The sequence below is a fragment of the Actinomyces sp. HMSC075C01 genome (genome assembly GCF_001812965.1).
GTDB classification, from domain to species: Bacteria; Actinomycetota; Actinomycetes; order Actinomycetales; family Actinomycetaceae; genus Actinomyces; species Actinomyces acetigenes.
In genome coordinates, this window is the sequence record NZ_KV810984.1 from 17,241 (window position 1) to 42,779 (window position 25,539).

Consider the following 25,539-nt stretch of genomic DNA (forward strand, 5'->3'; position numbering starts at 1 on the left):
ATGAGCCCTCTTTCGCGGGAATCTCGATGACGCGCCTGGAGAGTCCTTCCCATGGTGCCCGCTCTTCTACACTCACCTGCATGACCACCGACGCTCACCACGGACACGCCTCCACCGCTCCGGGTGGCCCCAGCAGCGCCGCCGGTTCTAGCGGTCCCGCCGGACGCGACCCCCTGCCCTTGGCGGGGCGCACCGTCCTGGTGACGGGGGTCAGCCGCCGCATCGGCATCGGCCACGCCATCGCCTGCCGCGCCGCCGACTACGGGGCGAGCATCGTCGCCCACCACTACCGCCCGCACGACGCCTCCCAGCCCTGGGGCGCCGATGACATCGACGCCGTCATGGCCTCCATCCGCACCCACCTGGTCGGCCCTGCCCGGCTCACCGACATCCCCGCCGACCTGACCGCCCTCAGGGAGCCGGCCCGCGTCGTCGAGCAGGCCGTGGCCGCCGCCCCAGAACACTTCGACCAAAACTTCAAAAAAGACGCGGCTCAGCGTCGAATTTGAAGATTCTGTCGAAGTGTTAGCGGGGCACTGAAGTGCCGTGGCAGAGCGCTGGGGGCGCGCCGTCTCAGGCCGGCAGCAGGCGCAGCAGCGTGGCCTCGGGCCGGCAGGCCAGGCGCACGGGCGTGTAGGGGCTCGTGCCGAGCCCGGCGGAGACGTGCAGGTACATGTGGTCGGCGGCCCGCGGGTCCCCGAGCCGGCCCGGCCACTGCGACAGCCCCGAGGCGCGCCCCGGGTCGAGGTCGCAGTTGGTCACCAGCGCCCCGACCCCAGGCACGCACAGCTGCCCGCCGTGGGTGTGCCCAGCCAGGACCAGGTCGACGTCGTCTGCCGACATCGCCTCCAGGACCCGCCGGTAGGGGGCGTGCGTGAGCCCCAGCCGCAGAGCCCGGCCCTCATGGTCGCGGATCGCCGGCAGGGAGGTGGCCGACTCCGCTGAGTCGGCGGCCTCGGGGACGGGCAGGACATCGCGGTTGGCGTGCGGGTCGTCGACGCCGACCAGCTCGATGCGCCGTCCGCGCACGGTCAGCGAGCCACGCCGGTTGGTCAGGTCCACCCAGCCGCCGGCGGTCTGCAGGTCACGGACCTCCTCCCAGGGCAGAGCCTCGATGTCCTCGTCGCGCACCCGGCTGGAGGCCTTGCGCGGGTCCCGGTGCAGGTAGCGCGTCGGCAGGCGGAAGACGGTGGATCGGTAGTCGTGGTCGCCCATGACGAAGGCTCCGGGCAGACCCGTCAGCGGCTCGAGTGCCCGCCGCAGCGGCTCCAGCCCGGATGTCAGGGAGAGGTTGTCGCCGGTGTTGACGACGACGTCGGGCTGCAGCTGTGCCAACCGGCGCACCCAGGCGACCCGCGCCTCGGTGTGGCCCGTCAGGTGAAGGTCGGCCAGGTGCAGCACCGTGAGGGGCTCCTCGTCGGCGGCGAGTACCGGCACGTCGATGCGCCGCAGCACGGGGCACCTGGCCTCAATGAGGCTGTAGGCCAGCGTGGCCGCCCCCAGGGCAGCGGTGGTGCCGATGACGGACAGGGCGGCGCGGCCGGCAGGGCAGGGCGTCATGGGGAGTCGGGTCCTGTTCTGTGCAGTTGTCGTTCTCGCGGGGAGAGTCGCTCACCCGTGGGAGGGAATGGGCAGGGCAGGATCGTTCGCCACGGCCTGGGACATGTAGTCGCGCCACATCGGCGCGGCCAGGTCGCTACCGTAAATCTTCGGGAAGTACACCCCTCCGATCGTCCTGCCGACAAGGCTCCTGCCGCTCTCCGTGGCGTCACCGATCCAGACCGCGGTGGACAGCTGCGGGGTGAATCCCACGAACCAGGTGTTCTCAGCCTCATCCGTGGTTCCGGTCTTGCCCGCGATCGGTCGACCGAAGACGGCGTCCTTAGCGGTACCTCCTGGTTCGGATGTGGCGCGGAGCGTTTTTGCGGTCTCGTCCGCGGCACCCTGGTCCATGGCTTGGGTGCAGTCAGCGCTGGGTACGGCCATCGAGGTGCCGCTGGCGTCCAGGATCTGGTCGATGGCGATGGGCTTGCAGTACTTGCCGCCGGAGGCGAAGGTTGCGTAGGCGTTGGCCATGCTGAGCGGTGGGACGGGTGTGCTTCCCAGGGCGATGGAGGGGTCAGGATCCAGCTGGCTCCCGTCCGCCTTGGTGATGCCCATGGAGGCGGCGAGCTTCGTGACCTCACAGACATCGAGGTCCCTGAGCATCTCGGTGAAGCCCGTGTTGATGGACTGCTTCGTGGCTTCTCTGACGGTCATCATGCCGGCGTTGGTTCCGGCGACGTTGTTGACGAGCCAGGGACCGGCCGCACGGTCGGGATCGCAGGAAACTGTGAACGTATTGGGCCCGTAGTTCTTCGGCGCGGACGCGTTCAGCATCTGGTAGGGCGTGTGGCCGGTTTTGAGCCATTCGGCCAGGATGATTGCCTTGAAGGTCGACCCCGGCTGGAAGCCGACGTTTCCGTCGGGGAGCTCGATTCCACCGTGCTTGGCGTCCGCAGCGAAGACGAGCTGGGAGTCCTCGTAATTGGTGTTCTGAGCCAGCGCCTGGATTCGTCCTGTGCCGGGCTCGATCGAGACGATGGTGGAGTTGGCTCCGTCGGAGCCCCCGATCGGAGTTCTGGCCTGAATGACGGAGTCGGCGGCACTCTGACGCTCGAGGTTCAAGGTGGTGGTGATCTTCAGGCCACCGCGCGTCAGGAGCTGACGGCGGGCGGCGACATTAGGTCCGAAGTTCTCCGAGCCGAGGATCTCATTGACCACATAGGTGCAGAAGTAGGCGTAGCTGCCCGCAGCCCCACAGCCCGCGGGCGAGTCCTGAATATCGAGCTTGATCTCGGAGTTGACGGCCTCGTTGTACTGCTGCTTGGTAATGAACTTCTCTTCCAGCATCTTGGCCAGCACCCAGTCCCTACGGTTCTTGGCCAGTTCCGGCTGGGACTTGGGGTCGTAGGCGCTGGGTGCGTTGGTGGTTCCGGCCAGCAGGGCGGCCTCGGCCACCGTCAGATCCTTGGCGTGCTTATTGAAGTAGTGCAGCGAGGAGGCCTCGACCCCGTAGGTGGAGGGACTGAAGGCGGCGATGTTGAGGTAGCCCTCGAGGATCTGCTGCTTGGAGTACTTCTGCTCCAGGCTGAGGGCGAACTTCATCTCCCGCAGTTTGCGGGCCACGGTGCTCTCGGTGGCGTCCCGGATGAGCTTGTGGTCGTCGTTCTTCAGACCGGTCTCGATGAGGGTGTTGCGTACGTACTGCTGGGTCAGCGTGGAGGCGCCCTGACGCGAGCCGCCGGCGTTGTTGGACACCAGGGCTCGCACCATACCGGTGGGGTCGACGCCCTGGTGCTGGTAGAAGCGCTGGTCCTCGACGGCGACGATCGCGTTCTGCATGTTGACCGAGATCGAGCTCAGGGGCACCACGATGCGGTTCTCCGCGTAGAACTTGGTGATCTCGGAGCCGTCGGAGGCCAGGAGGGTGGAGATCTGGCTGGGCGGCTGAACGTTGAAGTCGCTGGGGAGCTCCTCGAAGAGCTCGGCGGATGCCTTGGTCAGCGCTGCTGTGGCGCCCACGAAGGGGGCGGCGAAGCCCGCGGACAGGACCCCGCCGACGCACGAGAGAGTCAGGAAGACCACGAGCATCGAGACGACCTGGGGTGGTGTCAGGGAGCGCCCGCGCGCAGAGGATTTCGCCATGGCGTCAGCCTACGTGGAATCGCTTGGAGGATGCAGTGGCGTAGACCCTCTTCGGGCTGGGAAGACCCTTGGAGACCGGCTCTGCGCCCTCTGTTCGGCGGGACTGTGGGGTGACTCGACGGCGTGGCGGGCGCTCGACGACGGGGCGGCTCGGTCACATAGCGAGACAGCTCTGGCGTACAGATAATTCTTAGGAATTGTCCAGGCGGGAGTCACGCTGACATCACGATCTCTTGGGGAAGGGTGCGGTTCGGAGGTGGGCTGCCGTCCGTGAGAACCGGAATCCTCAGCCGTGGGAAAGGCTCGGGGTGCAGCGGGCTCGATGTCCGGCAATCGGCTCGCTATCAGAGAACTCTCCTTGTTGGTGCTGATCATCGGCGCGCTGTCGGGGATCTGCGCCGATCGGATTGCCCAGGCCTCGAGGGGAGGATTTGGTGAGAGACACTCGATTGCCATACGGTAACGACTGTGACGTGACCGACAACGGCGTCGGCCGTTGAATGGATCGGGAGTGAGCATGATTCAAGACGACCAGACCTGGGCGGCCCAAGCGGCCTGCGCCACCGTCGAGCCTGACCAGCTCTTCGGCAAGGGCGCTGAGCAGCGCGACGCACGATCACTGTGCTTCGCATGTCCGGTTCGTATGGAGTGCCTGGCCGAGGCTCTCAACTCCGAGTCCAGTTTCGGCGTCTGGGGCGGGCTGACCGAGCGGGAGAGGCGGGCGCTGCTGCGGCGCTTCCCCGAGGTCGACGACTGGGGCCTGTGGCTCGAGCGCGAGGATGACGAGCTCGTCGCCGAGATCCACGCCCGCCGTGCCCCTCGCATCCTGGCCCGGGTGCGCTGCGCCTCCTGAGGGCCGCCCCGCGTTGCCGGCTTCCGGCGTCTGGCGGCGGGCTCTAGGCTGAGGTCTATGACTGCATCATCTGAGTCCGTATCCTCTGCGCCCACCACCTGGGAGTACGTCACCGTCCCCCTCATCACCCATGCCACCAAGCAGATCCTCGACCAGTGGGGCGCTGACGGCTGGGAGCTCGTCCAGGTCGTGCCAGGCCCCTCCGGCACGGACAACCTCATCGCCTACCTCAAGCGCCCCCGGTCCTGACGGGCCGCCCGGCGAGGCAGGCATGCACGACGCCGCGCCTGCGGTCGGTACCTTCCGGCTGCAGGCGCGGCGTCGTCTCTGCGGTTGATGCGGGTGTCAGCGCCCGGCGGCTTCTCCGGTGCGCTGCGCTGAGGGCTCGCGACCCGAGACGGGACCTCAGCGGGCGCGACGGCGCAGGCGGTCGACGTCGAGCAGCGTGACGGCCCGGCCCTCCAGGCGGATCCAGCCGCGGGAGACGAACTCGGCCAGCGACTTGTTGACCGTCTCGCGCGAGGCGCCCACCAGCTGGGCGAGCTCCTCCTGGGTGAGGTCGTGGGGGACGTGGACGCCGTCGTCGGTGGGTGAGCCGAAGCGGTCGGCCAGGTCCAGCAGGGCCTTGGCCACGCGGCCGGGCACGTCGGAGAAGACGAGGTCCGCCAGCGCGGTGTTCGTGCGGCGCAGGCGCTGGGCCAGGGCGCGCAGCATGTCCTTGGCCAGCTGCGGGTGGGACTCCACGAAGGTCATGAGCTGGTTGTGGTCCAGCGTCAGGAGCTCGGTGGGGGCCACGGCGGTGGCGGTGGTGGAGCGCGGGCCCGGGTCGAACAGGGTCAGCTCGCCGACGATCTCGCCGGGGCCGAGCACCGCGAGCAGGTTCTCGCGGCCGTCGGCGCTGGCGTGGCCGAGCTTCACCTTCCCGGAGAGGAGAATGTAGAGGCGGTCGCCTGAGTCGCCCTCGTTGAAGAGGGTCTCGCCACGGCGCAGAGTCGTCTGCGTCATCATGGCGCGCAGTTCCTCCTGCTCCTCCGGGCTCAGGCCCTCGAAGAGCGGGATCCTGGAGATAATGCTGTCTTCCACGGAGATCCTCCTGGTGGTTAGGGGGCTGGCATCCCGCATGCGGGAGCCCTCGGGTCTATCCTGCCACGGCTTGTGACCTGTGGCACGCCGTCGAGCATTGTAGCCCCCGTGTGTTGCAGGTCAAAGGGAAGTGAGCAACATCGGGTGCGTCGTGCGACACGGTCCCATCCGTGAGGTTGCGGGCAGGCGGCGGGATCGACTGCAATGGCGGTTTGCGGGGGACGACCCGCTCAGAGGCGGACCGGGGCTCGCAGGAGGAACCCTCCGGCGCGGGTGGTGCTGGTGGTGCCGCCGATGAGATCGCGGAGAGAGGACACAGTGCGCAGGGCAGTGAGTAGCGGGACCGCTGGGGCCGAGGTGGTGGGGGCGGTCGGGGCTGCGCCCGGGGTTGCCGAGACGGCGCTGACGACCGAGACGGCCCGGCACGCGGGCGCCGTCGACGATGAGCTCATGACCCTCTACCCCGACGCCGCCTGCGCCCTGGACCACGACGGCCCCTTCCAGCTGCTCGTGGCCACCGTCCTGTCGGCCCAGACCACTGACGCGCGCGTCAACACGGTCACCCCCGAGCTCTTCGAGCACTACCCCGACCCCGCCGCCCTGGGAGCCGCCCGGCGCGAGGACCTCGAGGCGATCCTGCGGCCGCTCGGCTTCCAGCGCGCCAAGGCCGGCCACCTGCTCGGCATCGGTCAGGCACTCACCGAGCGCTTCGAGGGGCGGGTCCCGCGCAGCCGCGAGGAGCTCGTGGCCTTGCCGGGAGTGGGGCGCAAGACCGCCAATGTCGTGCTCGGCAACGCTTTCGGCCGGCCCGCCATCACCGTGGACACCCACGTGGGCAGGCTCTCGCGCCGCCTGGGGTGGACGACGTCGAAGGACCCGCTGCGCGTGGAGAAGGACATTGCGGCCCTGTGGGAGCCGTGGCGCTGGACCGACGGCTGCCACCGGCTCATCGAGCATGGGCGCCAGGTGTGCTCGGCCCGCTCGCCCCGCTGCGGCCAGTGCACACTGCTCGAGGCCGGGTTGTGCCCGCAGGTGGGCGTTTGAGGGCCGAGCCTGTGCAGGCCGACGTTAGGTCGACGCCGAGCCGGGCATTTTTCGCGTAGCCCAACAGAAATACGGTTGGGCTACGCGAAAAATGCCCGGCTCGCGGCATCAGGCGGAGGCGGGTGGGGCGACGTCGGCCAGGAAGGGCAGCAGGGCCCGGACGAACCCGGCCGGGGTCTCCTCCTGAGGGAAGTGGCCGGAGCGGTGGACCGTCACCTGACGCAGGTTGCCGGCTACGCGGTGGGTGTCGCGCGCGTAGGCCTGGGCGGGCTGGACCGGGTCGAGCTCGCCCTGCACCGACAGGACGGGCACCGTCACCGGCTTGTCCAGGGCCGCAGTCTCCGCCCGGGACAGCACGAGGTTGCGCAGCGGCTCCAGGGCGCTGCGGGCGGCGCCGGGTCGGGACAGGAGCTCGGCATAGTAGGGAGCCTCCTCGGCCACCGCCTCGCGCGTGTGCGGCCCGGCCCAGGAGCGCAGCAGGCCCTCCAGGGCGCTGCGGCTGCGCAGGCGGCGCTCGGCCAGCCCCGGGATCCGCAGGCTCACGTACTGCAGCGCCGGCCCGGACAGCGCCCGGGCTCGCAGTGAGCGCAGCGCGAGCGGGTGGGGGGCGCCGACCGGGACGATCGCCGTCGTCAGGTCCGGGGCAAGGCGCGGCAGCGCCCAGGCGACCTGGCCGCCGAGCCCCGCGCCGACGACCACGGCCCGCTCGTGTCCCAGGGACCGGACCACGGCGGCCAGGTCCTGGGCAAGCGTCACCAGGTCATAGCCCGACGGCGGCTGGTCCGAGCCGCCGAAGCCGCGCAGGTCGAGAGCCGCCACGCGGTGCCCGGCCTGCGCCAGGGCGGGGATGACGTGGCGCCAGGTCCACCAGCACTCGGGGAAGCCGTGCACCAGGAGGGTGAGGGGGCCGGCTCCGGCCGGGGCCTCGGGGCCCGCCAGCGCGACATGGAAACGGGTGCCGCGGGCGGTGAGGTTGCGGTGGGTCCAGGGGCCGGGGCGGTTGACGTCAACAGGCACACCCGCAGCCTACTGGTCGGCGCCCCGTACCGGCGACGAGACGTCCGAGGGTCGGCCGGTAGTGCTCGCATGGGCGCCCGCGGCGGAGAGGGGGCGCCTGGCACTGCCCGCGGGTCGCCTTGCACCGCCCACGTCGTCCTGCACCGCCCCAGGGGCACCCGCGGGGGACGTTCTCGGGTGGGTGGGGACATTCCACGCGGCCGGGTGCGTGTCGTCCCGGGCGGGGACAGGACGCGCGTTCGGGGACAGGAATCCGGTCCCTGACGGCGTCGAGTGTCCCCGTCGGTACCGGAATGTCCCCGACGGCGCAGGATGTCCCCGTCTGTGGAGACAGACAGTCCTCGATGCGACCCGTCCCCGGCGGTGCGCCGTCTCCGCCCCTCTCCCGTGCGTCCACGACGCCGCCGGAGGCAGGGAATGTCCAAAACGGAGACAAAGGCCGCGACGAGGCGGAGAACAAGGAAAGAAAACCGCATGATTCCGCGGTTCAGGTAATAGTGCGAGCGTCTGGATATCCTCTTTGTCACCGATTCGGACACGCAGCGGGACGAACCGGCTCCCGGAGCCGTGCTGGAGCTGGAGGTCGGGCTCGATGTCGCTGCTGATCGCGGAGGGAAGGGGAAGGAATGACTGCCCAGCGCCGCCATGACTCGGGTGATGGCTCCGCCGATGACCTCGCCGAGGGCCTTGGCACTGACTCCTGTGGCTGTGCGCACGCGGATGTCGCGGCCTCAGACACTGTCGCCGACCCGGCTCCCGAGGAGGGGGCGGCCGCCGGGGCCGGCGGCACTGGAGGAGAGGACGGGCCGGGGCTCATGACGACCGGCCGCTTGGAGGCCTTCAGCGACGGGGTCATCGCCATCGCCATCACCCTGCTGAGCCTGGAGATCAAGCTGCCCGACGACGGCGGGAGCCTCCTGCACTCCCTCGCCTCCCTGTGGCCCAGCTACGTGGGATTCGTCCTCAGCTTCCTCCTGGTGGGGCAGGTCTGGCTCAACCATCACGCCATCTTCGTGCGAGTGTGCAGCGTCGACCAGTGGATGCTCATCTGCAACCTCTTCCTCCTGCTCGACGTCGCCTTCCTACCCTTCGCCACCTCGGTGATCACCCGGTCCCTGGAGTCCGGCCACGACGAGCGCACGGGCGCCGTCTTCTACGGGATGGTCATGGTGGTCGGCGGGTTGTTCTTCAACGCCCTGTGGCGAGCATCCATCCGGGACCGCAGCCGACTGCGACCGTGGGTCTCCGAGGCGGAGGTGCGGTCCATGACCCGGCGCTTCGCGATGGGGCCGTGGCTGTACGCACTGGCCGCGCTGCTGGGGCTGGTCAGCGCCTGGTTGAGCGTGGCCACCTACGTGGCCCTCATCGTCTTCTACATGGTCGGCCACCGGCCGCGGCGGGTCAGCCCAGCAGGAGGCTGAGGGCCACGTATACGCCGGTGCCGCCGATGAGTGACAGCCCGATGGAGCGCCGCCACAGGTGCAGGCCCGCCGTCGCCCCGATCCCGCAGGCGGCCGGCAGCCAGCTCGACGGCGACAGGCTCACCTCGCCCAGCGTGTAGGCCACCAGGACGATCATGACCCCCAGCGGCATCGCCCGGGACAGGAAGGCCAGCAGCGCACTGTCCTGACGCCCGCGCAGCAGCACGAAGGGCGCGATCCGGCACACGAAGGTAATGACGGTAACGACCACGACGGCGACCGCGATCTGCGGGTTGGTGAGCATCAGTCGGCCCTCCGCCCCGGCTCCGGCGCGCTCGTCCCGGGGCGGCGGCCGCGCCAGGCGTACAGCCCCACCAGGCCGACGGCGAGGATCACCAGCGCGGTCAGCAGCGCCGCCGAACCACCGACCGCCAGGCCGATCCCGCCGGCCACCAGCCCCACGCGCAGCACCCCGATATCGGGGTGGTTGCGCCAGTTCTCGATGGCCAGGACCACGAACAGGGACGTGAGAACGAAGCCGAGCAGCTCGATGCGCTCACCCACCGCGGAGGCCAGCGCCGTCCCGGCCAGCGCCCCGACGGTCGTGCCCGACACCCAGGAGGCGTGGCTGATCGCCTCCACGCCCACCAGGTAGCGCCCGCTCATGGCCCTCCGGTCGCGCGCCGCCAGCAGCGCGTAGACCTCGTCGGTGATCGCGTGGACGGCGTAGAGGCGCGTGAGCGCCCTGCCCCGCACCCGCTCCAGGGGGAAGCCCAACCCGTAGAAGACGTGCCGGCCCGAGACGAAACCGGTGGACAGGGCGATGGTCGCCAGCGGCTCGCCGCCACCGGCCAGCGGCACCAGCAGCATCTGCATGGTCCCGGAGTAGATGACCAGGCTCCACACCGGCGCCCACCACCAGGCCAGGCCCTCGGCGACCAGCAGCATCCCGGCCGCCAGCCCCAGCGTCACGTATCCGACGACGATCGGCACCGCGTCACGGGCCGCATCGGCGAGGGTCTGCATCCGTCGAGCCGACGGCGCCCCTGTCCCTTCCGTCCCGGCGGGCGTCGGGGCGGCGTCGGGCTCAGTCACGCGGGCCGCGGACGTCGTCCTGCTTGCGCTGCCCGGCCCGGCGAGCCAGGTGGGCGACGACGGCGACCATGATTGTGAGCACGCCCATGAGGATGAAGCGGCCGGAGAGGCCGTCGTCCATGACGTAGGTGGACAGGGCCTTGCCCAGGTCGGAGTGAGCCTGGAGCCGATCGACCGTGGGCCCCAGGATCGACTTGGTGACCCCCGGCGTGAGGATGAAGGGCAGACCGATGACCGTGCTGATGGCGCCGACGACGAAGGCCCCCAGCGAGGAGCGCGAGATCATGAACAGGGCGGCGGCGCAGGCCGCGGTCCCACCCAGGATCTCCAGCGCGCCCATCGGGGAGGCGGCCGCCGGCCAGGCCGAGGGGTTGCCACCGGTCAGGGTGGCGGCGCCGTCGTGCACGAGGAACCAGGCCAGAGGGAACAGGACGATGGCGACGAGCACCCCGGCCCAGTGGGTCTCGACGCGCGAGCCCGGGGCGCTCAGCGCGCTGGCGCCCCTGAGGAGGATGGAGTCGTCATCCTCGTCGGCACCGGTCATGGCCATGGCGGCCTGCCGGGCCCGCGAGCGGCCGCGCTCCTCCGGGTCGTCACTCTGCCCGGCGTCGGCGCTCGCGGACAGTCCCCGGGCGGTGGGGGCGGTTGGGAACCAGTCGGGCGTCTGCTGCGGAGAGGGGGCCGACGGCGAGGCCGCCGGCGTCGGGCGGTAGTCCCGGGCGCTCGCGGAGGCGGGGGCTTCGGGGTGGAGGTCGGAGAGCTCGATGTACGGGGACGAGACGGCTCGGGGCGCCGACTCGGTGGAACGCGCCGAGGGGGCGCTGGCGGCGGAGCCCGTCCGGGCCAGCTGGGCCGCGGGGGTCGCCGGCCAGGACGGGGCCGAGGGGCGGTTGTCCGCCGCAGCGCTCACCGGCGCCGCCGGGGCCGCTGACTCCGGTGCCTCCGGCTCGGCCGGAGACGTCATTGATGGTGACGGGGTGGCCGGCGCCGCCGGGGCCGCTGACGGCACGGAGGAGGCCGGGAAGGCCGCAGGGGTGGCGGGAGCCTCAACGGGCACGAAGCCGTCATCGGTGTCGTCGACGTCCTCATCGTCCTCACGGTCATCGACGGCGGCTGTCGAGACGGGCACCGAGGCGGCTGCCGGCTGCGCAGCCTCCTCGACAGCGTTCTCGGTCACGTTCTGAGCATCGTCCTCGATCTCCTCGTCGGTCCCGGCCACCTGCTTGGCCTCACCGGCCTCGCTGGCCTCGTCGTTGTCCGCGTCGAGCTCGCCGTCGAAGTCCTTGATGTCGTCGGTGTCGTCGATATTGGTGTTGTCAGTGTCGTCCACGCCCGCCGCGTCATCCGTGGTGCCGGTTGCGGTGGAGGGGGTCTGCGGGGTGGTGCCCGTGATCTCGTTCGCGGCCCGGGCCGCACCGGTGGCCACCGAGACGGGTACGGCCCTCACGGCGGGGGAACCGGTCACGGGGGTGGGAATCGCCGGGGACGCGGGGGCGAGGTCGGCCTCCGCCTCAGGGGCGTCGAGGTCATCGGTCCCGGTGGGCTCCTCCGGCAGGGACGAGTCCTCGGAGTCATCGAACTCTTCAAGGTCTTCGAAGTCCTCGAAGTCCTCAGTCTCGATGAGGCTCTGCGGCGCCGCGGGAGCCTCGGCGGTGTCGGCCGCGGGCGCGCGTCCCTGACTGTCCGCGGCCGCTGTCGTCGGCACTGCGGCGGATGCTGTGGTCGGCTGGCTGGCCGGATGGCTGATCGGCCGGCCGACTGGCCGGGTGTCCGGTGCGCCTGCCGGCTGACGGGTGGGCTCGGTGCTCACTGCCGGGGCCTCGTCCTCGTCGTCCACCGCGGCGGGCGAGGGCGCCTCCGGGGCGGAGCCGGCGGAGTTGCTGAGGGCTGCGGTCGTGCTGGCTGTGCTGGCTGTGCTGGTCGTGCTGTTGGCGGTAGCTGCGGTGGCTGCTGGAGGCGTAGCGGCTGTGGCGGCCGAGTCCTGAGGCTCCTCGGGGCGGGTGGACTCAGGAGCCGTGGGCGCCGTGGTCTGTACGGCGACCTGGGTGGTGCCGGCCTCAACAGTCTCAGCACGGGCCTTCGGGGCGCCGGCGACCTCGGGGGCCGCCGGCTCGGTCGTGGCCTCCGTGGTGGCCTGGGCTGCGTCGGCGACCGGTGCCGGCTTCTCCTCCACCTCGCCGGGCTCCGACGACGGCGGAATCGACCGTGGCATGCCATTGGCCGCAGTGGTCCTGACGGCCGTCTCCACGACTGCGTCGTCGACGGTGGGACGCAACGGGGCCTGGACGGGGCGGTCGGCCGGGAGGTCTCCGCCGTGAGGGTACTGGTGCACCAAGGACGTCGGCTCCTCGGAAGGAGCGCCGGTGTCCTCAGCCGCTTCATCGGCTGTGTCCGTGGTTGTGCCGGCGACCACCCGGGCGGGGTTCGCGGCAGCCTTGGCGGCGGTCTTGACGGTTTCGACGGCCTGGGCGGCGCGGCTCCCGGAGGCGGCGAAGGGCGCCTGCTCGCGGAGGTTCAAGGTGTCGGCCTCGTCGTCAGCGGCCGCTGCCCCTGCCTCGCCGGCCCCGTCATCGGCCGTCTCTGCCTCATCGGCGTCAGCGGCACTGACCGGAGCGGCCTCGCCGTCCTGGGCCGCCGTTGCCCGAGGCGTGGGAGAGGCGGCCTGGGAGACCTGGGTGACCTTGCCGACGAGGCTCGCGAGGGAGGCCGAGCCCAGCGCCTCATCGGCCAGGTTGACCGTCGCCTCTCCCGAACGGGGATCCGTGGCCGGTGTCCGCGTTGTGGGTGTCGACGCCGCCTTTGAGGACGGGGCGACGTCGTCGGAGGGGGCGGGTGGTGCCTGCGGCGCGGTGCGGTCTGTGTTGTCGGTGCTCACGAGGTCTCCTTACGCATGCACACGGTAGTAGTAGGGGCGGGGATACCGGAAGGGACCAGTCAACTCCGGGACACGGAGTCGGGCATGGGACCCTCAGACGCCGGATCGCAGCCTGGCCAGCGCGTTGGCACGGCCCTGCCGGCGAGCCACATGTGCCCCCCAGCCGATCGCCATGAGCTCGATGCCGGTGGCGGCGAGCACGACGGCGTTCGGGCCGTACGGCAGGAGCCTGGAGACCAGATGGCCGCCAGGGATCATATCGTTACTGAGCGCGGGCACCGCCGCAAGAACGAGAACGGGGCCGGTCACGCGCGCACCGAGGGTGGAGTGGGCCGTTGAGGCGCCGGCTGCGGCCAGGGCCAGGAAGGAGACGAGGACGGCCGCCAGCAGCAGCGGCCCGGTCTGGACACCGGGGGCGACTGCCCGCAGGTAGGCGCGCGGCAGCAGGAAGGCCGCCAGCGCCAGCCCGCCGATGACCCAGGGCAGGGACAGGAGGTGATCGCGACGGCGCGAAGGCGGCGGCGTCGGAGTGGAGCCCACGGTCCGGTCGGCCTCGGTGAGGCGGAAGGCGGCATGCCCCTGGGCCTGGCCGGCGCGGCGGGCCAGGCGCATCCCCCAGGAGCCGCCCAGCCACAGGCCCGCCAGGACCAGCATGAAACCAGTGCTGACGAGCCGCTGCAGCCAGGGCTCGGTCAAGGAGGCCGCGTGAATGGGAGCCAGGAAGACCATCGACTGGGCGGTCAGCGCGGTCAGCCCTGTGGCGAGCGCGCCCAGCGAGGAGCGACTGGCGAACAGCACGGCGGCGGCCGAGGAGAGCAGCAGGAGAGCGCCGAGCAGCAGGCCGGTGCGCAGTACCGAGGTCTGGCCGGCGGTCAGGCCCAGGAGGGCGGAGGCACCCAGGGCGAAGAGGACTCCGACGACGGCGGTGAGCACGTAGTCGGGGCGGCGACTGCGCGGTGGCCGACCCGATGCTCCAGGGGTCGCGGGCGGCGGGCCGGAGCCCGGGGCGTGATGGGAGGGGGAGTCACTCACCTGATCGAGTCTAGGGGGTGCGCTCGCCTCGTGCTGGTTTCGTCGGGATGCGGGGCCTCAGGCCGACTGACGGTGCCTGTGGCCAGCGGTGACCGCGGTGTGCCACAGTGGGGGCGTGGTGCGAATGTCGGTGGGAATCGGGCCGTCGGAGCCGGGCGGTCTGAGGAGGCCCGGAGGTCAGGGTGTGGCGGGCCGGCCCGGCGTGTCGACCGGAGGGTCGAATACCGGTGGGGTCGGTGCAGGCGCGGCGGCTGGCTCGCCCGCCGACGGCGCCCCCTCGCCCGAGGATCCTGCGCTGGAGGCGCTCAGGGCCGTGGCCGCCGACGAGCGGGTGCGCGCCGCCGAGGCGGCGGTGCGTGAGGCCTGTTCCGAGCTGCGCTGGAACGAGGCCCTGCGGCGCCGGTGGCGAGAGGCCCGCGCCGAGGCCGCGATCCGGGGCGCCATCGCCTCGGGCGGCGTCGAGGGGGCGGTGGTCTCCGCCGAGGTGCTGCGCGGGCAGGTGGCCGCCGGAGCCCTCACCCAGGCCGCCACCGGTGACCCTGGCCTGGATGCCGTGGCCGGGCTGTGGCGCGCCGGGACCCGCCTGGTGAGCTGGATGCCGGACCTGGTGGGGCGGGGACGGCCGGCGGTGCCCCCGGCGCGCTCGCTGCTGGCGGCGCTGCACCGCGACGTCGTCGGCCCCCTGGCGTCCGGCGGCCGGGTGGGGCTGGGGGAGGTCGGCGTGCCACGCGCCGGGCAGGTGCGTGCCCGGGAGGGCGGTCCGGGGGATGCGCCGCAGGGTGAGGAGCTGGCGGTGAGACTGGCGGGGTTGATCGATCTCATCGAGGCGCAGCGGGTACCGGCGCTGGTGCGGGCGGCCGTCGTGCACGCCGAGATGCTGGCAGCGCGTCCCTTCACCGCCGGGAACGCCGCAGTGGGGAGGCTGCTCGTGCGTCACCTCCTAGTGCATGACGGGGTTGAGCCGACCGGCACGGCGGTCACCGACCTCTACCCCGGGCGGGTGCCGGCGGCCTACGCCGAGGCCGCCGGGGCCTACGCCTCGGGCACCATGGACGGGGTCGTGGCCTGGGTGGTGTGGCAGGCCGAGGCGGTGCTCGCGGGGGTTCAGGAGGCCCAGCGCCTGTGCCGGGCGGTGCAGGCCGGCACCTGGCGGGCCGGCTGATCCCGGGGCGGGCCGGGCGAACTCGGGGCGAGCCCGGCTCGGCGCCCGGCCGGAGGACTCAGATGCCGCGCGTGCTGCGCGGGCCGCGTCGGGCCATGAGCCAGGCGGCGGTTCCCCCGACGACCAGCACGCCGGCCACGTGGGCGATGATCGAGGCGCGGGTCGACAGGCTCGGTGGCTCCCAGCGCGGCCGCAGCCGCACCGGGCGGGCGAAGTCGCGCACCGGCCAGTCCCGCTCCTGCGCCAGGCGCCGCAGGTCCCTATCGGGGTTGACTGCGACCGGGTGGCCGACGGCGCTGAGCATCGGCTCATCGGAGATGGAGTCGGAGTAGGCCCAGCACCGGGACGGGTCGATGCCGTGGGCGGCGGCGTCCTCGCGCAGCGCCACCACCTTCTCCGAGTGCAGCATGGAGCGGGAGATGCGCCCGGTGAACAGGCCGTCCTCACCGACCTCCATGTGGGTGGCCACGGCCCGGTCGGCCCCGACGAGACGGGCGATGGGGGCGACCATCTCGGTGATGGAGGCCGAGACCACGACGACGTCGTGCCCGGCCCGGTGGTGGCCCTCGATGAGGTCGAGGGCCTCGGCGTAGACGGCCGGCTCGATGGCCGTGGTCAGGGCGCCCTCCACGACCTCCACCAGGTCCCGGCGGCTGATACCGGCGGACATGAGGGCCAGGTGCTCCATGAGGCTGCTGGAGCGCTGGGAGCCGGCGCCCACTAGGAGGTAGGGAATCTGGGCGATGAGCCCGTGGGCCAGGGCGCGGGAGGAGATGAGGCCGCTGCGTCGCATCGGGGTGCCCAGCGCCCAGGTCGACGACCTCGCCAGGATCGTCTTGTCCAAATCGAAGTAGGCCGCCGCGCGGTGCCCGGTGGGGGGCGGGCCGGCAGGGGGGCGCTCCGACGCCCCCGGTGGGGCGGTCGGTGCCGTCACCGGTGACGTCGCTGGCTGTTGGGAGGGGACGCTTGCGCGGTCCTGCGCGCTCATGGACCCATCTCATCATGAGGGGACCGCCGGTGTCAGGCGTGTCAGCTCCGCGGTTGCCTCCGTCATCACCGCCGGCTCCCGATCGGCCGCAGCCCTTCGCGGCGGACGCGGGGCCACAGGCCCGATTTTGCGACCCGTCTCCACAGGCCTGACGCCGCCGCCGGGCGCAGCCGCAGGCGGGCCCCCACCCTGGTGGGGAGTCGCCTGCGGCACCGCGGTACCGCCATACAGGGCGCCGGCCGGGGAACCAAGAGGGCGGCTGTGGCAACGGCCGTGGGAACGGCTGACAGGCCGCGGGGAAGGGCGCGGGACAACGTCGAGACATGTGTGAGGAGAGGACGATGCCGGTGAGGATGCCCGTGAGGCAGACGCCCGTTCCCGCGGGGGACGGCAGGGGACAACCGGAGCCGGGGGAGAAGGACCCGACGTCGGAGGCGACGGGGGGGGCCAAGGCGACGCGGGCAACCCGGGTCAGGCCGGCGATGGGGCGCAGGCCGGTGTGGGACGGCCGGGACGTCTCCTTCCCTCCCCTGAGACCCACCGCCGGCCGGCCTGCGCAGCCCGGTGGTGAGGCGCAGGCGGGGGAAGGGGCGACGGGCTCGGGCCGCGCCGCCCAGGTCCTGGCCGTCACCGGCGCCCGCGGGGGACTGGGGACCAGTGTCCTGCTGCTGCACCTGGCATGGGCGCTGGGCCGCGCGGGCAGGCGGGTAGCGATGATGGACCTCGACCCCACCGGCGGCCTGGACCTCCTGTGCGGGCAGAGCGTCCTGACCGGGCTGCGCTGGGCGGACCTGCCGGCCGAGGAGTCGGCCTTCCGACCCGGCCACTTCGTCGGGGCCCTGCCCGTGTGGCACGCCATGCCGGTCCTCACCGGGGACGTGCGCGGAGGCCCCCTGCCCTGCGCGGAGGCGGTCCTGGAGGCGATGCGGGCCGAGCACGACGTCGTGCTGGTGGACCTGCCCCGAGGGGCGCCCCCGCCCCCGGGCGCCGGGGTCCTCATCCTTACCGGGCTCGACCTGCGCTCGGCCGTGGCCGCCGAGAGCATCGCCTCGCGACTGCGAGGCACGGCGCCCGCCGCTGCCCAGGCCGCCGACGCTGAGGCCGCCGTCGTCCAGACCGCCGACACCGCTGCGGGGGTACCGGTCTGGCTCGTGGCGCGCCAGGTGGGTGAGGACGTCGTCGCCGAGGACCTCGAGCTCATCACCGGCTGCCCGGTCCTGGGGCAGGTCCCCACCGACCGGGTCCTGGCCAAGCGGGTGGCCCTCGGGGAGGACCCGGTGCGGGCCCGCTCGGCCATCAGGCGCGCCGCCGGCTCCCTGGCCAGGGAGCTACTGCCCCGGCTCGCCGATGCCACGACGCCGGGGAGCTGCTCAGCGAGCCGGTCAGCGAACCAGCCAGCAAACCAGTCAGGCCATCAGTCGAGGAGGCAGTCATGGTCCCGGTGAGTCCCGATCAGCCTAGAGTTCCCGGTTCTTCCGGCGGGACCGGGACAGACGGCCCCGAGCTGGCCCGCGTCCGCAGCGCCCTGGCCCGCGGCGTCGCCCTGGAGGAGGCCCTCAACGACGCCGCCGCCCCCGCCACCGGACAGGTGGGGATGGCGCGCCTGGGCCAGCGGGTGCGTGCCGACGTCGACGGCGCCGGGCCGCTCCTCCAGCCCCTCATCGAGACCGACGGCGTCACCGACGTCCTCGTCAGCGGCGGGCGCACCTGGATCGACCGGGGACACGGCCTCGAACCCGTCCCCGAGGCGACCATGGACGAGCCCGAGGTGCGGGCCCTGGCCGTGCGCATGGCCGCCTCCGCCCACAAGCGCCTCGACGACGCCTGCCCCGTCGTCGACGCCACCTTGCCCGACGGAACCCGCCTCAACGCGGTCCTGCCGCCCCTGAGCGCCGACGGCACCCTCATCAGCCTGCGCACCAAGCGCCGCCGCGGCTTCACCCTGGACGAGCTCACCACCGCCGGCACGATCGCCCCCGGCCTGGACGAGGTCCTGGCCGCCCTCGTGACCGGCCGCGCCAGCTGCCTGGTCACCGGCGCCACCGGCACCGGCAAGACCACCCTCCTGGCCGCTCTGCTCTCACTCGTCCCGGCCACCGAGCGCATCGTGTGCATCGAGGAGGCCAGCGAGCTGCGCCCCGATCACCCCCACGTCGTCCACCTCCAGGAGCGCGGCGCCAACGTCCAGGGCGTCGGGGCGGTCTCCATGACCTCCCTGGTGCGCACCGCCCTGCGCATGCGGCCCGACCGGATCGTCCTGGGCGAGTGCCGTGGCCCCGAGGTGCGCGACGTCCTCACCGCCCTCAACACCGGGCATGAGGGCGGCTGGGCCACCCTCCACGCCAACTCGCCCGCCGACGTCCCCGCCCGCCTGACCGCCCTGGGGGCGCTCGCGGGACTCGACGAGGCGGCCGTCGCCGCCCAGGCGGCCAGCGCCCTCGACGCCGTCGTCCACCTGCGCCGGCAGGCCGGGGCCTCCGGTGCACGCCGCTACGTCGCCTCCATCGGCGTGCTGCGGCGCGAGGCGTCCCCGGCCGGAGCGGTCCTCATCTGTGAGGAGGCCCTGCACGTGACGGGCGACGGCCGCCTGAGCCCCGGCCCGGCCGTATCAGCGCTGCGGGAGCGGGTCGGCCCGCAGGTCTTCGCCCGCACTGACCTCGACGAACAGCTGGGCCTGGGGGAGAGGAGACCCACATGACCGGCACGGCCTGCATGACTGGCATGACCTCCATGGCGGTGGGCGTCGCGCCCCTGCCCCCGGCCGGGCACCTGGCCGGGCAGCTGGGTGGGTCGGCGGGCGGGTTGGTGCCCGGCGCCTGGATCGCGGCGGTCCTGGTCGCTCTGGCCGCCGCCGTGCTCCTGCTGCCGGCCCGCCGAGGCCTGCCCCGCAGCTGGATCACGGGCACCCCCGTGGCCCAGGCTCGCCCGCCGATGCGGCAGGCGGCGCTTGCCGCGCTGCGCTCCCGACGCACCGGGGCGCCCGAACCGGACCTCGGCCTGCTGCTCACCGAGGTCGCCAGCCTCCTGCGCGCCGGCGCAACGGCGCAACGGGCCTGGACGCGCGCCTGCCTGCGCGCTGGCCTCACCGAGGGCGTCGAGCCCGACGAGGACGGCGTCCCACCCGTGCTGCGCGCGCTCGCGAACCTCCAGCACGACTCGTGGCTGCCCCGATGGAGTGGCGGGCACCTGCACTGGCGCCCGCCCTCGCGGGGGCGGCGGGCTCGGCAGCGGCGGGCCACCGCCGCCGGGGCGGTGGGCGCCATCGCCTCCTGCCGCCTGTCGACCGCCCTGGGGGCGCCCCTGGCCGACATCCTCCAGACCGTGGCCGGCGGGGTGGCCGAGTCCGGTCGCGCCGAGGCCTCCCGGCGGGCCGCCCTGGCCGGTCCCCGCAGCACCGCCCGGATCCTGGCCTGCCTGCCCGTGGTCGGCCTGGGACTGGGGATGCTCGTGGGCGCCGACCCCGCCTCCCTCCTGCTCGACGGCGGACTCGGCAGCGCCGTGGGGGCGCTGGGCATCGGGCTCATGGTCGTGGGGCACCTGGTGACCAGGCGCCTCATCCGCGCCGCGACCGCCGAGGGCGACGTCGTCGACGAGGCCCTGGTCCTGGACCTGGCCGCCGCCGCCCTGAGCGCCGGGGCCTCGGTGCCCGGGGTGCTGACCGCCTTGGGCCATGCCCTGGAGGAGGAGGGTGCCGGCGTCGTAGGGCGGGCCCTGCTGCTGGGAGCCCCGTGGGAGGAGGCCTGGCAGGCGCCCGAGGACGATCAGTGGAGGGCGCGGCGCTCCCGCCTGGAGTCCTGCCTGCGCCCCGGCTGGGAGGACGGTGCCTCGCCGGCCGCCCTCCTGGAGGCGACGGCGGCGAGCCTGCGCGCGGGGCGGCACGCCCGCGACGAGGAGGCCGCCGAGCGCCTGGCGGTGCGCCTGGTCCTGCCGCTGGGCGCCTGCCACCTGCCGGCCTTCGTCATCCTGGGGATCGCGCCGGTCGTCGCCTCAGTCGGCATGAGCATGCTCACCAGGTGAAGGCACCCCGTCCGATACCCGCACAAGCGGGTACTCCTGCCCTTTCAGGTGCGCGGACCCCCGGCGGCCTGGCACGATGGGGGCATGGCACTGTCGAAGAAGATGCTGAGCCGCGACGAGGTCGTGGTGCGGCACATGCACACCCACATCAAGGTCCTCCTGTGGCGGTTCGTCGTTGAGATTCTGCTGCTCGTGGTCGGCGTCGTCGCCTCGGTCATGGCCCCCGCCACCTGGCGCCCCTGGGGCATCCTGGCGATCTGGGTGGCGATCCTCGTCGTGAGCATCCCCCTGCTGCTCCTGCCGTGGCTGCAGTGGTACATGCACACCTACACGATCACCACCAAGCGCATCATCACCCGCTCGGGCATCATCAGCCGCATCGGCCACGACCTGCCCCTGACCCGGATCTCCGACATCCAGCTGGACAAGGACGTCACCGACCGCTTCTTCGGCTGCGGCACGCTGGCGCTTCAGACCTCCGCCGATGACCCGCTCCTCCTGCACGACGTCCCCCACGTGGAGACGGTCCAGGTGGAGATCTCCAACCTGATCTTCAACGACACCCAGGGCGCCATCGACGCCGACCCCCGCAGCTGAGCGGCACGGAGGCGCAGATACGCAGACAAGACGGCGGCCGCCGGTCCCCCCAGAGAGGGAGCCGGCGGCCGCCGTCTGAATCGTGGTGATCGGGTCAGTCGAGGGTCTCGACGACGCCGACCGCCTGGGCCACGCCGGTCAGGGTGGCGGCGATGCGCACGGCCTCCCAGACCTGCTCGGTGCTCAGGCCCTCGCCGCGCACCGTGGCCTCGTGGGCGGTCACGCACTTCTCGCAGCCGTTGATGGTGGACACGGCCAGGCTCCACAGCTCGAAGTCGACCTTCTCCACGCCACCGGAGGAGCCGATGATGTTCATGCGCAGGCCCATGCGCTCGTTGTCGTAGGCCGAGCCCAGGAAGTGACGCGTGCGGTAGGCGACGTTGTTCATCGCCATGATGGAGGCGGCGCCCAGGGCGGCGCTGATGGCCTCCTCGGACAGGTGGGTGCGGGCGTCCTCCATGACCTGGACCAGGACGGACTCGTTGCGGGTCGCGGCGGCCGCGGCCACGAAGGTGCCCCACTGCTGCTGCTCGGTCAGCGAGGAGGAGCGGGACAGGGTGGACAGGTTCAGGGAGAGGTCCTTGGCCCACTCGGGCAGGGCGGAACGCAGGTTGTCGATGCTCATGTGTTCTCGTTTCGTCGTCGTTCAGGTGGTGAAGGTCAGGGGGCTGGGGCGGCGGCCCGTCAGCTCATCTGGCTCAGGGCGTCGATGGTGGCGGCGCCGGCCTGCCAGTTGCAGGCGCACAGCTCGTCGGACTGGAGGGCGTCGAGCTGGCGCAGGACCTCCTCGGTGTTGCGGCCCACGGAGTCGGCGGTCACGGAGACCGACTGGATGACGTTGTGGGGGTCGATGATGAAGGTGGCGCGGTCGGCCTCACCGGTGGGGCGCTTGATACCCAGGGCCTCGGTGAGCTCGCGGTTGAGGTCGCTGGCCATGGGGAAGGGCAGGTCCTGGAGCTTGTCGTGGCTGCGGCGCCAGGCGTAGTGGGTGTACTCGTTGTCCACCGAGACGCCCACGACCTCGCAGTCGCGGTCCTTGAAGTCCTGGTAGAGGTCGCCGAAGGCAGCGATCTCGGTGGGGCACACGAAGGTGAAGTCCTTGGGCCAGAAGAAGACGACGCGCCAGGTGCCGGCGGGGACCTGCGAGGAGACGGTGGTGAAGTAGTCCTCGGGCTTGCTGGCCTCAACCTCCTTGAGGTTGCCGGGGACGACGGCGGTGAGCTCGTAGGCGGGGAACTGGTCTCCGATGGTGAGAACGGCCATGGGTGCCTCCTGAATCGTGCGAATCACGGTGCGAGTGGGTGTGGGTCTGCGCTGACCTGCACCGACCCGGGTAGGGCCGGCGCAGGGCGGCTCCGTCGGTCCAACCGTAAGGGGCCAGCCTCATAAGCGCAACTAAAACTTATCCTATTTTTATAAAGGTTCACCTTATCTGATGTCGGTGCGGTGACACGGCTCGGTCGCCGGCTGCTCGGGCCCGCGGGCCGGTCTCCTGACGGGGCGGGGCGTGCGAGGCCCGCCGGCGCGCCGGGTAGAGGGCGGGCGGCTCGGTGCCCAACGATGCTCGTCGGCTGACTGCCTCCACTGCCAGGCCTGCTCCGGCCGCGCAGCCGGAATGAGTCGCCGCCCCGCGGTGTTGTCCCACTGTCGCCTCACGCCCGCGCACCCCAGGTCAGGAGAAGCCATGAGTCCTCGTCTTAGCCGGATCAGCGTCCTCGAGCAGGTTCCGCTCTTCGAGGGAGGGCAGGCCCGCCGAACCCTGGAGGACCTCGTCCGCCTGGGGCGCGGACTGGAGGAGGCCGGCTACCACCGCCTCTGGCTGGCCGAGCACCACAGCACCGGCTCCTTCCTGTCCTCGGCGCCCGACCTGCTCATGATGCACATCCTGGACGCCACCGACCGTATCCGGGTGGGCTCGGGCGGCGTCATGGCCATGCACTACGGCTCGCTCCAGATGGCCGAGCGCTTCGCCACCCTGGCCACCCTCCATCCCGGCCGCGTCGACATGGGTCTGGGCCGCGCCCCCGGCGGGGACATGCGCGCGGCCGCAGCCCTCAACCAGGGCTGCGTCATCGACCCCGACGCCATTAACGCCCTCATCGAGGAGACCGTCGCCCTCCTGCGCGACGATCTTCCGGCCACCCACCCTTACGCCTCCATCGAGGTCCGTCCCCTCCCTGCCCAGATGCCGGAGGTCTGGCTCCTGGGCTCCTCTGGCCAGTCGGCCGCCTGGGCCGGCGCCCACGACCTCAACTACGCCTACGCCCAGTTCTTCACCGGCCGCCAGCAGGTCGAGATCATGAACCACTACCGCGCCCACCTCCCCGAGGGCCCCGGCCGCGGCCCCATCCACGGGGGCCAGACCCTCTCCGCCCTGTGCATCAGCGCCGCCGCCACCCGCGAGGAGGCCCGCGAGCAGGCCCTCGTGGCCGCCGATGCCCGCTTCAGCCTGCGCACTGGCCGCCCCATGCGCTTCCGCGACCCGGCCACCCTCGATGCCGCCTACCGCGCCGAGGTCGAGCGCTACCTCGAGCGCGACACCGCCATCATCGTGGGCACCTACGACGAGGTCGCCCAGGCCCTGTCCTCCTTCGCCGAGAACCACGGCACCGAGGAGGTCATGCTCATCAGCTACATCGACGACGTCGAGGTCAAGACCCGCCAGTACGCCGAGCTCGCCGCCCGCCTCCTGTGAGCCGGCGGGTGAGCGCCGCCGTCCTGTATGCGGCGGGGCGCCAGATATGAGCGGCGCCCCGCGTTACGGTCGGTCCCATGAGCCCCGCGAGCGCCCGGTCCGCCTCTGATCCGTCGTCCTCCTTCCCACCTCCGGCGGCCACGCCCGAGCAGGCGGCGAGCCTGCGGGCGGACCTGACCGACTCCGGTTGGGGTGTGGAGGCGGTGGCCGCCCTCCTGGGCGAGGCCGTCGACGCTGCCCTGCGCCGGGAGATCCGCCTGCCCGCCCTGCGAGCCGTGCGCGCCGCCCTGACCGCCGGGCCCACGCCTTCGCCCGTGGCGGTCCTGACCGCCTTGTTCATGCTTGGTGAGCCGGTTCCCGCCACCGCCCTTGACGCCGCCCTGCCCCGCACTGCTGCGGTGGGCGCTGCCGCCATTGGCCTGGTCGGCGAGCCCGACCGGGCCGGATGCGTCCGTGCCCGTGTTGACCTGCGCCCCCACGAGGCCGTTGATGACGCCGGAGAGGTCCGCTGGTGGGTGGCCTCCGACCTGGGTGAGCTCGTCACCGGCCGGGCCCTGGCCCCCGACCACGTCCTGGGGGTCGGCGGCGCCGGCCTCACCCTGGCGGGCCTGACCCCGCGCACGCGGGTCCGTACTGCTCTGGACCTGGGCTGCGGCTGCGGCATCCAGACCCTCTACCTGCTGCGTCACGCCGAGCACGTGGTGGCCACCGACATCTCCGCGCGCGCCCTGGCCTTCACCGCCTTCAACGCCGCCCTGGCCGGCGTGAACGTTTCCGGTGCTCCCGACGCCGGCTCCGAGCCGGTCCTCGGCTCCGGCCGCTTGGAGCTCCTGCGCGGTTCCCTCCTGGAGCCGGTGGTCGGGCGTCGTTTCGACCTCATCGCCTCCAACCCGCCCTTCGTCCTCACCCCACCGGCGGTGCGCGAGGCCGGCCTGCCCCTCATGGAGTACCGCGACGCCGGCGGCCCCATCCTGCCGGGGCTCGTCGCCGGTCTCGGCGAGCACCTCGAGCCCGGCGCGGTCGCCGTCATGCTCGGCAACTGGGAGCACCGTGGTACCGGCTCGTGGCGCGACGCCGTGGCCGCCTGGGTCCCCGAGGAGCTCGATGCCTGGGTCATTGAGCGCGAGCTCCAGGACCCGGTGGAGTACGCCACCATGTGGCTGCGCGACGGCGGCCTGACCCCCGAGCGTGACGCCGGGGGCTTCGACGCCGCCCTGGAGGCGTGGATCGACGACTTCGAGGCTCGTGACGTCCGGGGTGTCGGCTTCGGTTACCTCATCGTCCACCGTCCTCGGCGCCACCGTGAGCCCTGGCGCCTCCTGGAGGAGGTGACCACCTCCGGTCAGGGGGTCCTAGGGCCCCATGTCGCCGAGGTGCTGGAGGTACGCGAGCAGCTCGCCGGTCTCGACGACGAGGCCGTCGCCGACCTGCACCCGCTCCTGGCCCCCGACGTCACCGAGGAGCGTCACCTCATCCCGGGTGCAGCCGAGCCCGCGGTCATCCTGCTGCGTCAGGGCGGAGGACTGGGGCGCGCTCTGCAGGCCTCGACGGCGGTGGCCGCACTGGCCGGGGTGGCCGACGGTGAGCTGAGCGTCGGGCAGGTCGCCTCCGCGGTCGCCGCGCTCAGTGAGCTGAACGCAGCAGATGCTGCCGCGCTGCGTGCGGAGATGGTTGAGGCGGCCCGTCATCTTCTGACCACGGGATTCCTGCGCCTGGGAAAGTGACGATGAGCTGCTGGGCCTCGGAGAGGCGGATAGTGTCGAGCGCCCGGTGGATATGATTCCATCTCGAGATATACGCGGGTTCAGCGTTGTCATTTCTTGATCACCGTGACGTCTTCGTCATCAATGATATGGAAATGAAACTCTGACTGACCGCTGCTATTTCAGGGGAAAGTGTCTGTGACGTGCGATGATGCATGATCGTTGCCTCGCGAACCGCTTCTGAGGTGTTGGGGAAGAGGTCGAATGACC

At 72.1% G+C, this 25,539-nt stretch carries 22 protein-coding genes and 1 pseudogene; 12 read left to right on the forward strand and 11 right to left on the reverse strand.

All coding sequences use genetic code 11. The features are described from left to right. Positions 1–80 precede the first annotated feature (80 nt). Positions 81–455, forward strand: a pseudogene (locus HMPREF2883_RS05035) (3-ketoacyl-ACP reductase); the annotation flags it as partial. Positions 456–573: 118 nt separating this feature from the next. Here the strand turns inward: HMPREF2883_RS05035 and HMPREF2883_RS05040 are convergent. After that, complete coding sequence (locus HMPREF2883_RS05040) at positions 574–1,560, reverse strand: metallophosphoesterase (RefSeq protein WP_070659332.1); 987 nt, start codon at positions 1,558–1,560, stop codon at positions 574–576. Between the two features lie 51 nt (positions 1,561–1,611). Next, positions 1,612–3,687 (reverse strand): transglycosylase domain-containing protein, encoded by a 2,076-nt coding sequence (locus HMPREF2883_RS05045; protein WP_070659334.1) that lies wholly within the window; start codon positions 3,685–3,687, stop codon positions 1,612–1,614. Positions 3,688–4,204: 517 nt separating this feature from the next. Between HMPREF2883_RS05045 and HMPREF2883_RS05050 the strand changes: the two genes are divergently transcribed. Together HMPREF2883_RS05050 and HMPREF2883_RS05055 are read left to right on the forward strand one after the other, a co-directional pair. Beyond that, positions 4,205–4,540, forward strand: a complete 336-nt coding sequence (locus HMPREF2883_RS05050) for a WhiB family transcriptional regulator (RefSeq protein WP_020991983.1) — start codon at positions 4,205–4,207, stop codon at positions 4,538–4,540. 57 nt (positions 4,541–4,597) lie between these two features. Then, positions 4,598–4,789, forward strand: coding sequence for a Sp36 family protein (locus HMPREF2883_RS05055; RefSeq protein ID WP_070659337.1), 192 nt, complete (start codon positions 4,598–4,600; stop codon positions 4,787–4,789). A gap of 156 nt (positions 4,790–4,945) precedes the next feature. Here the strand turns inward: HMPREF2883_RS05055 and HMPREF2883_RS05060 are convergent, their stop codons facing one another. Then, positions 4,946–5,623: a Crp/Fnr family transcriptional regulator gene (locus tag HMPREF2883_RS05060; protein ID WP_003787943.1), complete on the reverse strand. Its 678-nt coding sequence runs from the start codon at positions 5,621–5,623 to the stop codon at positions 4,946–4,948. 273 nt (positions 5,624–5,896) lie between these two features. On the opposite strand from HMPREF2883_RS05060, the gene nth reads away from it, so the two are divergent. Continuing rightward, on the forward strand, positions 5,897–6,667 hold the full coding sequence (nth, locus tag HMPREF2883_RS05065; protein WP_141759034.1) for an endonuclease III: 771 nt from the start codon (positions 5,897–5,899) through the stop codon (positions 6,665–6,667). A 108-nt stretch (positions 6,668–6,775) separates the two neighbouring features. On the opposite strand, the gene HMPREF2883_RS05070 is transcribed toward nth, so the two are convergent. Continuing rightward, on the reverse strand, positions 6,776–7,684 hold the full coding sequence (locus HMPREF2883_RS05070; RefSeq protein WP_070659339.1) for an alpha/beta fold hydrolase: 909 nt from the start codon (positions 7,682–7,684) through the stop codon (positions 6,776–6,778). 626 nt (positions 7,685–8,310) lie between these two features. Between HMPREF2883_RS05070 and HMPREF2883_RS05075 the strand changes: the two genes are divergently transcribed. Next, positions 8,311–9,105 carry a TMEM175 family protein gene (locus HMPREF2883_RS05075; protein WP_070659341.1) on the forward strand — a complete coding sequence of 265 codons (795 nt, stop codon included), beginning with the start codon at positions 8,311–8,313 and terminating at the stop codon, positions 9,103–9,105. On the opposite strand, the gene HMPREF2883_RS05080 is transcribed toward HMPREF2883_RS05075, so the two are convergent. The 4 genes from HMPREF2883_RS05080 to HMPREF2883_RS05095 all read right to left on the reverse strand — a co-directional run bounded on the left by HMPREF2883_RS05080 (position 9,086) and on the right by HMPREF2883_RS05095 (position 14,107). Next, on the reverse strand, positions 9,086–9,409 hold the full coding sequence (locus tag HMPREF2883_RS05080; protein WP_070659345.1) for a branched-chain amino acid transporter permease: 324 nt from the start codon (positions 9,407–9,409) through the stop codon (positions 9,086–9,088). The genes HMPREF2883_RS05075 and HMPREF2883_RS05080 overlap by 20 nt on opposite strands. Then, positions 9,409–10,200 (reverse strand): AzlC family ABC transporter permease, encoded by a 792-nt coding sequence (locus HMPREF2883_RS05085; protein ID WP_371080394.1) that lies wholly within the window; start codon positions 10,198–10,200, stop codon positions 9,409–9,411. Before HMPREF2883_RS05085 ends, HMPREF2883_RS05080 begins: the two co-directional genes overlap by 1 nt. Continuing rightward, the gene (locus tag HMPREF2883_RS15445; protein WP_256277338.1) at positions 10,193–13,075 is read right to left on the reverse strand and encodes a hypothetical protein; all 2,883 of its coding nucleotides are present in this window, start codon (positions 13,073–13,075) and stop codon (positions 10,193–10,195) included. Before HMPREF2883_RS15445 ends, HMPREF2883_RS05085 begins: the two co-directional genes overlap by 8 nt. Before the next feature lie 93 nt (positions 13,076–13,168). Continuing rightward, on the reverse strand, positions 13,169–14,107 hold the full coding sequence (locus HMPREF2883_RS05095) for a hypothetical protein (protein ID WP_256277339.1): 939 nt from the start codon (positions 14,105–14,107) through the stop codon (positions 13,169–13,171). A 124-nt stretch (positions 14,108–14,231) separates the two neighbouring features. Here HMPREF2883_RS05095 and HMPREF2883_RS05100 point away from each other — a divergent pair, with 124 nt between their 5' ends. After that, complete coding sequence (locus HMPREF2883_RS05100; protein ID WP_083313553.1) at positions 14,232–15,269, forward strand: Fic family protein; 1,038 nt, start codon at positions 14,232–14,234, stop codon at positions 15,267–15,269. Between the two features lie 58 nt (positions 15,270–15,327). Here the strand turns inward: HMPREF2883_RS05100 and HMPREF2883_RS05105 are convergent, their stop codons facing one another. Beyond that, positions 15,328–16,257, reverse strand: coding sequence for an HAD family hydrolase (locus tag HMPREF2883_RS05105; RefSeq protein ID WP_070659351.1), 930 nt, complete (start codon positions 16,255–16,257; stop codon positions 15,328–15,330). A gap of 353 nt (positions 16,258–16,610) precedes the next feature. On the opposite strand from HMPREF2883_RS05105, the gene HMPREF2883_RS05110 reads away from it, so the two are divergent. From HMPREF2883_RS05110 to HMPREF2883_RS05125, 4 genes are all read left to right on the forward strand, one after another. Beyond that, a complete protein-coding gene (locus HMPREF2883_RS05110) occupies positions 16,611–17,702 on the forward strand; it encodes a cellulose synthase operon protein YhjQ/BcsQ (protein WP_256277346.1) in 1,092 nt (363 codons plus the stop codon). Further along, positions 17,690–18,955: a TadA family conjugal transfer-associated ATPase gene (locus tag HMPREF2883_RS05115; protein ID WP_070659354.1), complete on the forward strand. Its 1,266-nt coding sequence runs from the start codon at positions 17,690–17,692 to the stop codon at positions 18,953–18,955. The genes HMPREF2883_RS05110 and HMPREF2883_RS05115 overlap by 13 nt, the downstream gene beginning before the upstream one ends. Further along, entirely contained in the window at positions 18,952–20,274 is a 1,323-nt protein-coding gene (locus HMPREF2883_RS15450) for a hypothetical protein (protein WP_256277341.1), read from the forward strand. Before HMPREF2883_RS05115 ends, HMPREF2883_RS15450 begins: the two co-directional genes overlap by 4 nt. Before the next feature lie 84 nt (positions 20,275–20,358). Beyond that, complete coding sequence (locus HMPREF2883_RS05125) at positions 20,359–20,871, forward strand: PH domain-containing protein (protein WP_070659357.1); 513 nt, start codon at positions 20,359–20,361, stop codon at positions 20,869–20,871. 94 nt (positions 20,872–20,965) lie between these two features. On the opposite strand, the gene HMPREF2883_RS05130 is transcribed toward HMPREF2883_RS05125, so the two are convergent. Both HMPREF2883_RS05130 and HMPREF2883_RS05135 read right to left on the reverse strand, forming a co-directional pair. Next, positions 20,966–21,496: an alkylhydroperoxidase, AhpD family gene (locus HMPREF2883_RS05130; RefSeq protein WP_070659358.1), complete on the reverse strand. Its 531-nt coding sequence runs from the start codon at positions 21,494–21,496 to the stop codon at positions 20,966–20,968. Between the two features lie 59 nt (positions 21,497–21,555). Continuing rightward, complete coding sequence (locus HMPREF2883_RS05135; RefSeq protein ID WP_070659360.1) at positions 21,556–22,134, reverse strand: peroxiredoxin; 579 nt, start codon at positions 22,132–22,134, stop codon at positions 21,556–21,558. Between the two features lie 421 nt (positions 22,135–22,555). Between HMPREF2883_RS05135 and HMPREF2883_RS05140 the strand changes: the two genes are divergently transcribed. Both HMPREF2883_RS05140 and HMPREF2883_RS05145 read left to right on the forward strand, forming a co-directional pair. After that, positions 22,556–23,566 carry an MsnO8 family LLM class oxidoreductase gene (locus HMPREF2883_RS05140; protein WP_070659362.1) on the forward strand — a complete coding sequence of 337 codons (1,011 nt, stop codon included), beginning with the start codon at positions 22,556–22,558 and terminating at the stop codon, positions 23,564–23,566. 77 nt (positions 23,567–23,643) lie between these two features. Continuing rightward, entirely contained in the window at positions 23,644–25,290 is a 1,647-nt protein-coding gene (locus tag HMPREF2883_RS05145) for a DUF7059 domain-containing protein (protein ID WP_070659364.1), read from the forward strand. Positions 25,291–25,539: the final 249 nt, after the last annotated feature.

What these genes read in the sequence shown, in the direction of transcription:
- HMPREF2883_RS05110 (WP_256277346.1), top strand. Translation starts at nt 16,611, where the DNA reads ATGCCCGTGAGGCAGACGCCCGTTCCCGCGGGGGACGGCAGGGGACAA.
- HMPREF2883_RS05100 (WP_083313553.1), top strand. Translation starts at nt 14,232, where the DNA reads ATGTCGGTGGGAATCGGGCCGTCGGAGCCGGGCGGTCTGAGGAGGCCC.
- HMPREF2883_RS05105 (WP_070659351.1), bottom strand. Translation starts at nt 16,257, where the DNA reads ATGAGCGCGCAGGACCGCGCAAGCGTCCCCTCCCAACAGCCAGCGACG.
- HMPREF2883_RS05040 (WP_070659332.1), bottom strand. Translation starts at nt 1,560, where the DNA reads ATGACGCCCTGCCCTGCCGGCCGCGCCGCCCTGTCCGTCATCGGCACC.
- HMPREF2883_RS05080 (WP_070659345.1), bottom strand. Translation starts at nt 9,409, where the DNA reads ATGCTCACCAACCCGCAGATCGCGGTCGCCGTCGTGGTCGTTACCGTC.
- HMPREF2883_RS05145 (WP_070659364.1), top strand. Translation starts at nt 23,644, where the DNA reads ATGAGCCCCGCGAGCGCCCGGTCCGCCTCTGATCCGTCGTCCTCCTTC.
- HMPREF2883_RS05115 (WP_070659354.1), top strand. Translation starts at nt 17,690, where the DNA reads ATGGTCCCGGTGAGTCCCGATCAGCCTAGAGTTCCCGGTTCTTCCGGC.
- HMPREF2883_RS05135 (WP_070659360.1), bottom strand. Translation starts at nt 22,134, where the DNA reads ATGGCCGTTCTCACCATCGGAGACCAGTTCCCCGCCTACGAGCTCACC.
- HMPREF2883_RS05130 (WP_070659358.1), bottom strand. Translation starts at nt 21,496, where the DNA reads ATGAGCATCGACAACCTGCGTTCCGCCCTGCCCGAGTGGGCCAAGGAC.
- HMPREF2883_RS05075 (WP_070659341.1), top strand. Translation starts at nt 8,311, where the DNA reads ATGACTGCCCAGCGCCGCCATGACTCGGGTGATGGCTCCGCCGATGAC.
- HMPREF2883_RS05045 (WP_070659334.1), bottom strand. Translation starts at nt 3,687, where the DNA reads ATGGCGAAATCCTCTGCGCGCGGGCGCTCCCTGACACCACCCCAGGTC.
- HMPREF2883_RS05055 (WP_070659337.1), top strand. Translation starts at nt 4,598, where the DNA reads ATGACTGCATCATCTGAGTCCGTATCCTCTGCGCCCACCACCTGGGAG.
- HMPREF2883_RS15450 (WP_256277341.1), top strand. Translation starts at nt 18,952, where the DNA reads ATGACCGGCACGGCCTGCATGACTGGCATGACCTCCATGGCGGTGGGC.
- HMPREF2883_RS05140 (WP_070659362.1), top strand. Translation starts at nt 22,556, where the DNA reads ATGAGTCCTCGTCTTAGCCGGATCAGCGTCCTCGAGCAGGTTCCGCTC.
- HMPREF2883_RS05125 (WP_070659357.1), top strand. Translation starts at nt 20,359, where the DNA reads ATGGCACTGTCGAAGAAGATGCTGAGCCGCGACGAGGTCGTGGTGCGG.
- HMPREF2883_RS05050 (WP_020991983.1), top strand. Translation starts at nt 4,205, where the DNA reads ATGATTCAAGACGACCAGACCTGGGCGGCCCAAGCGGCCTGCGCCACC.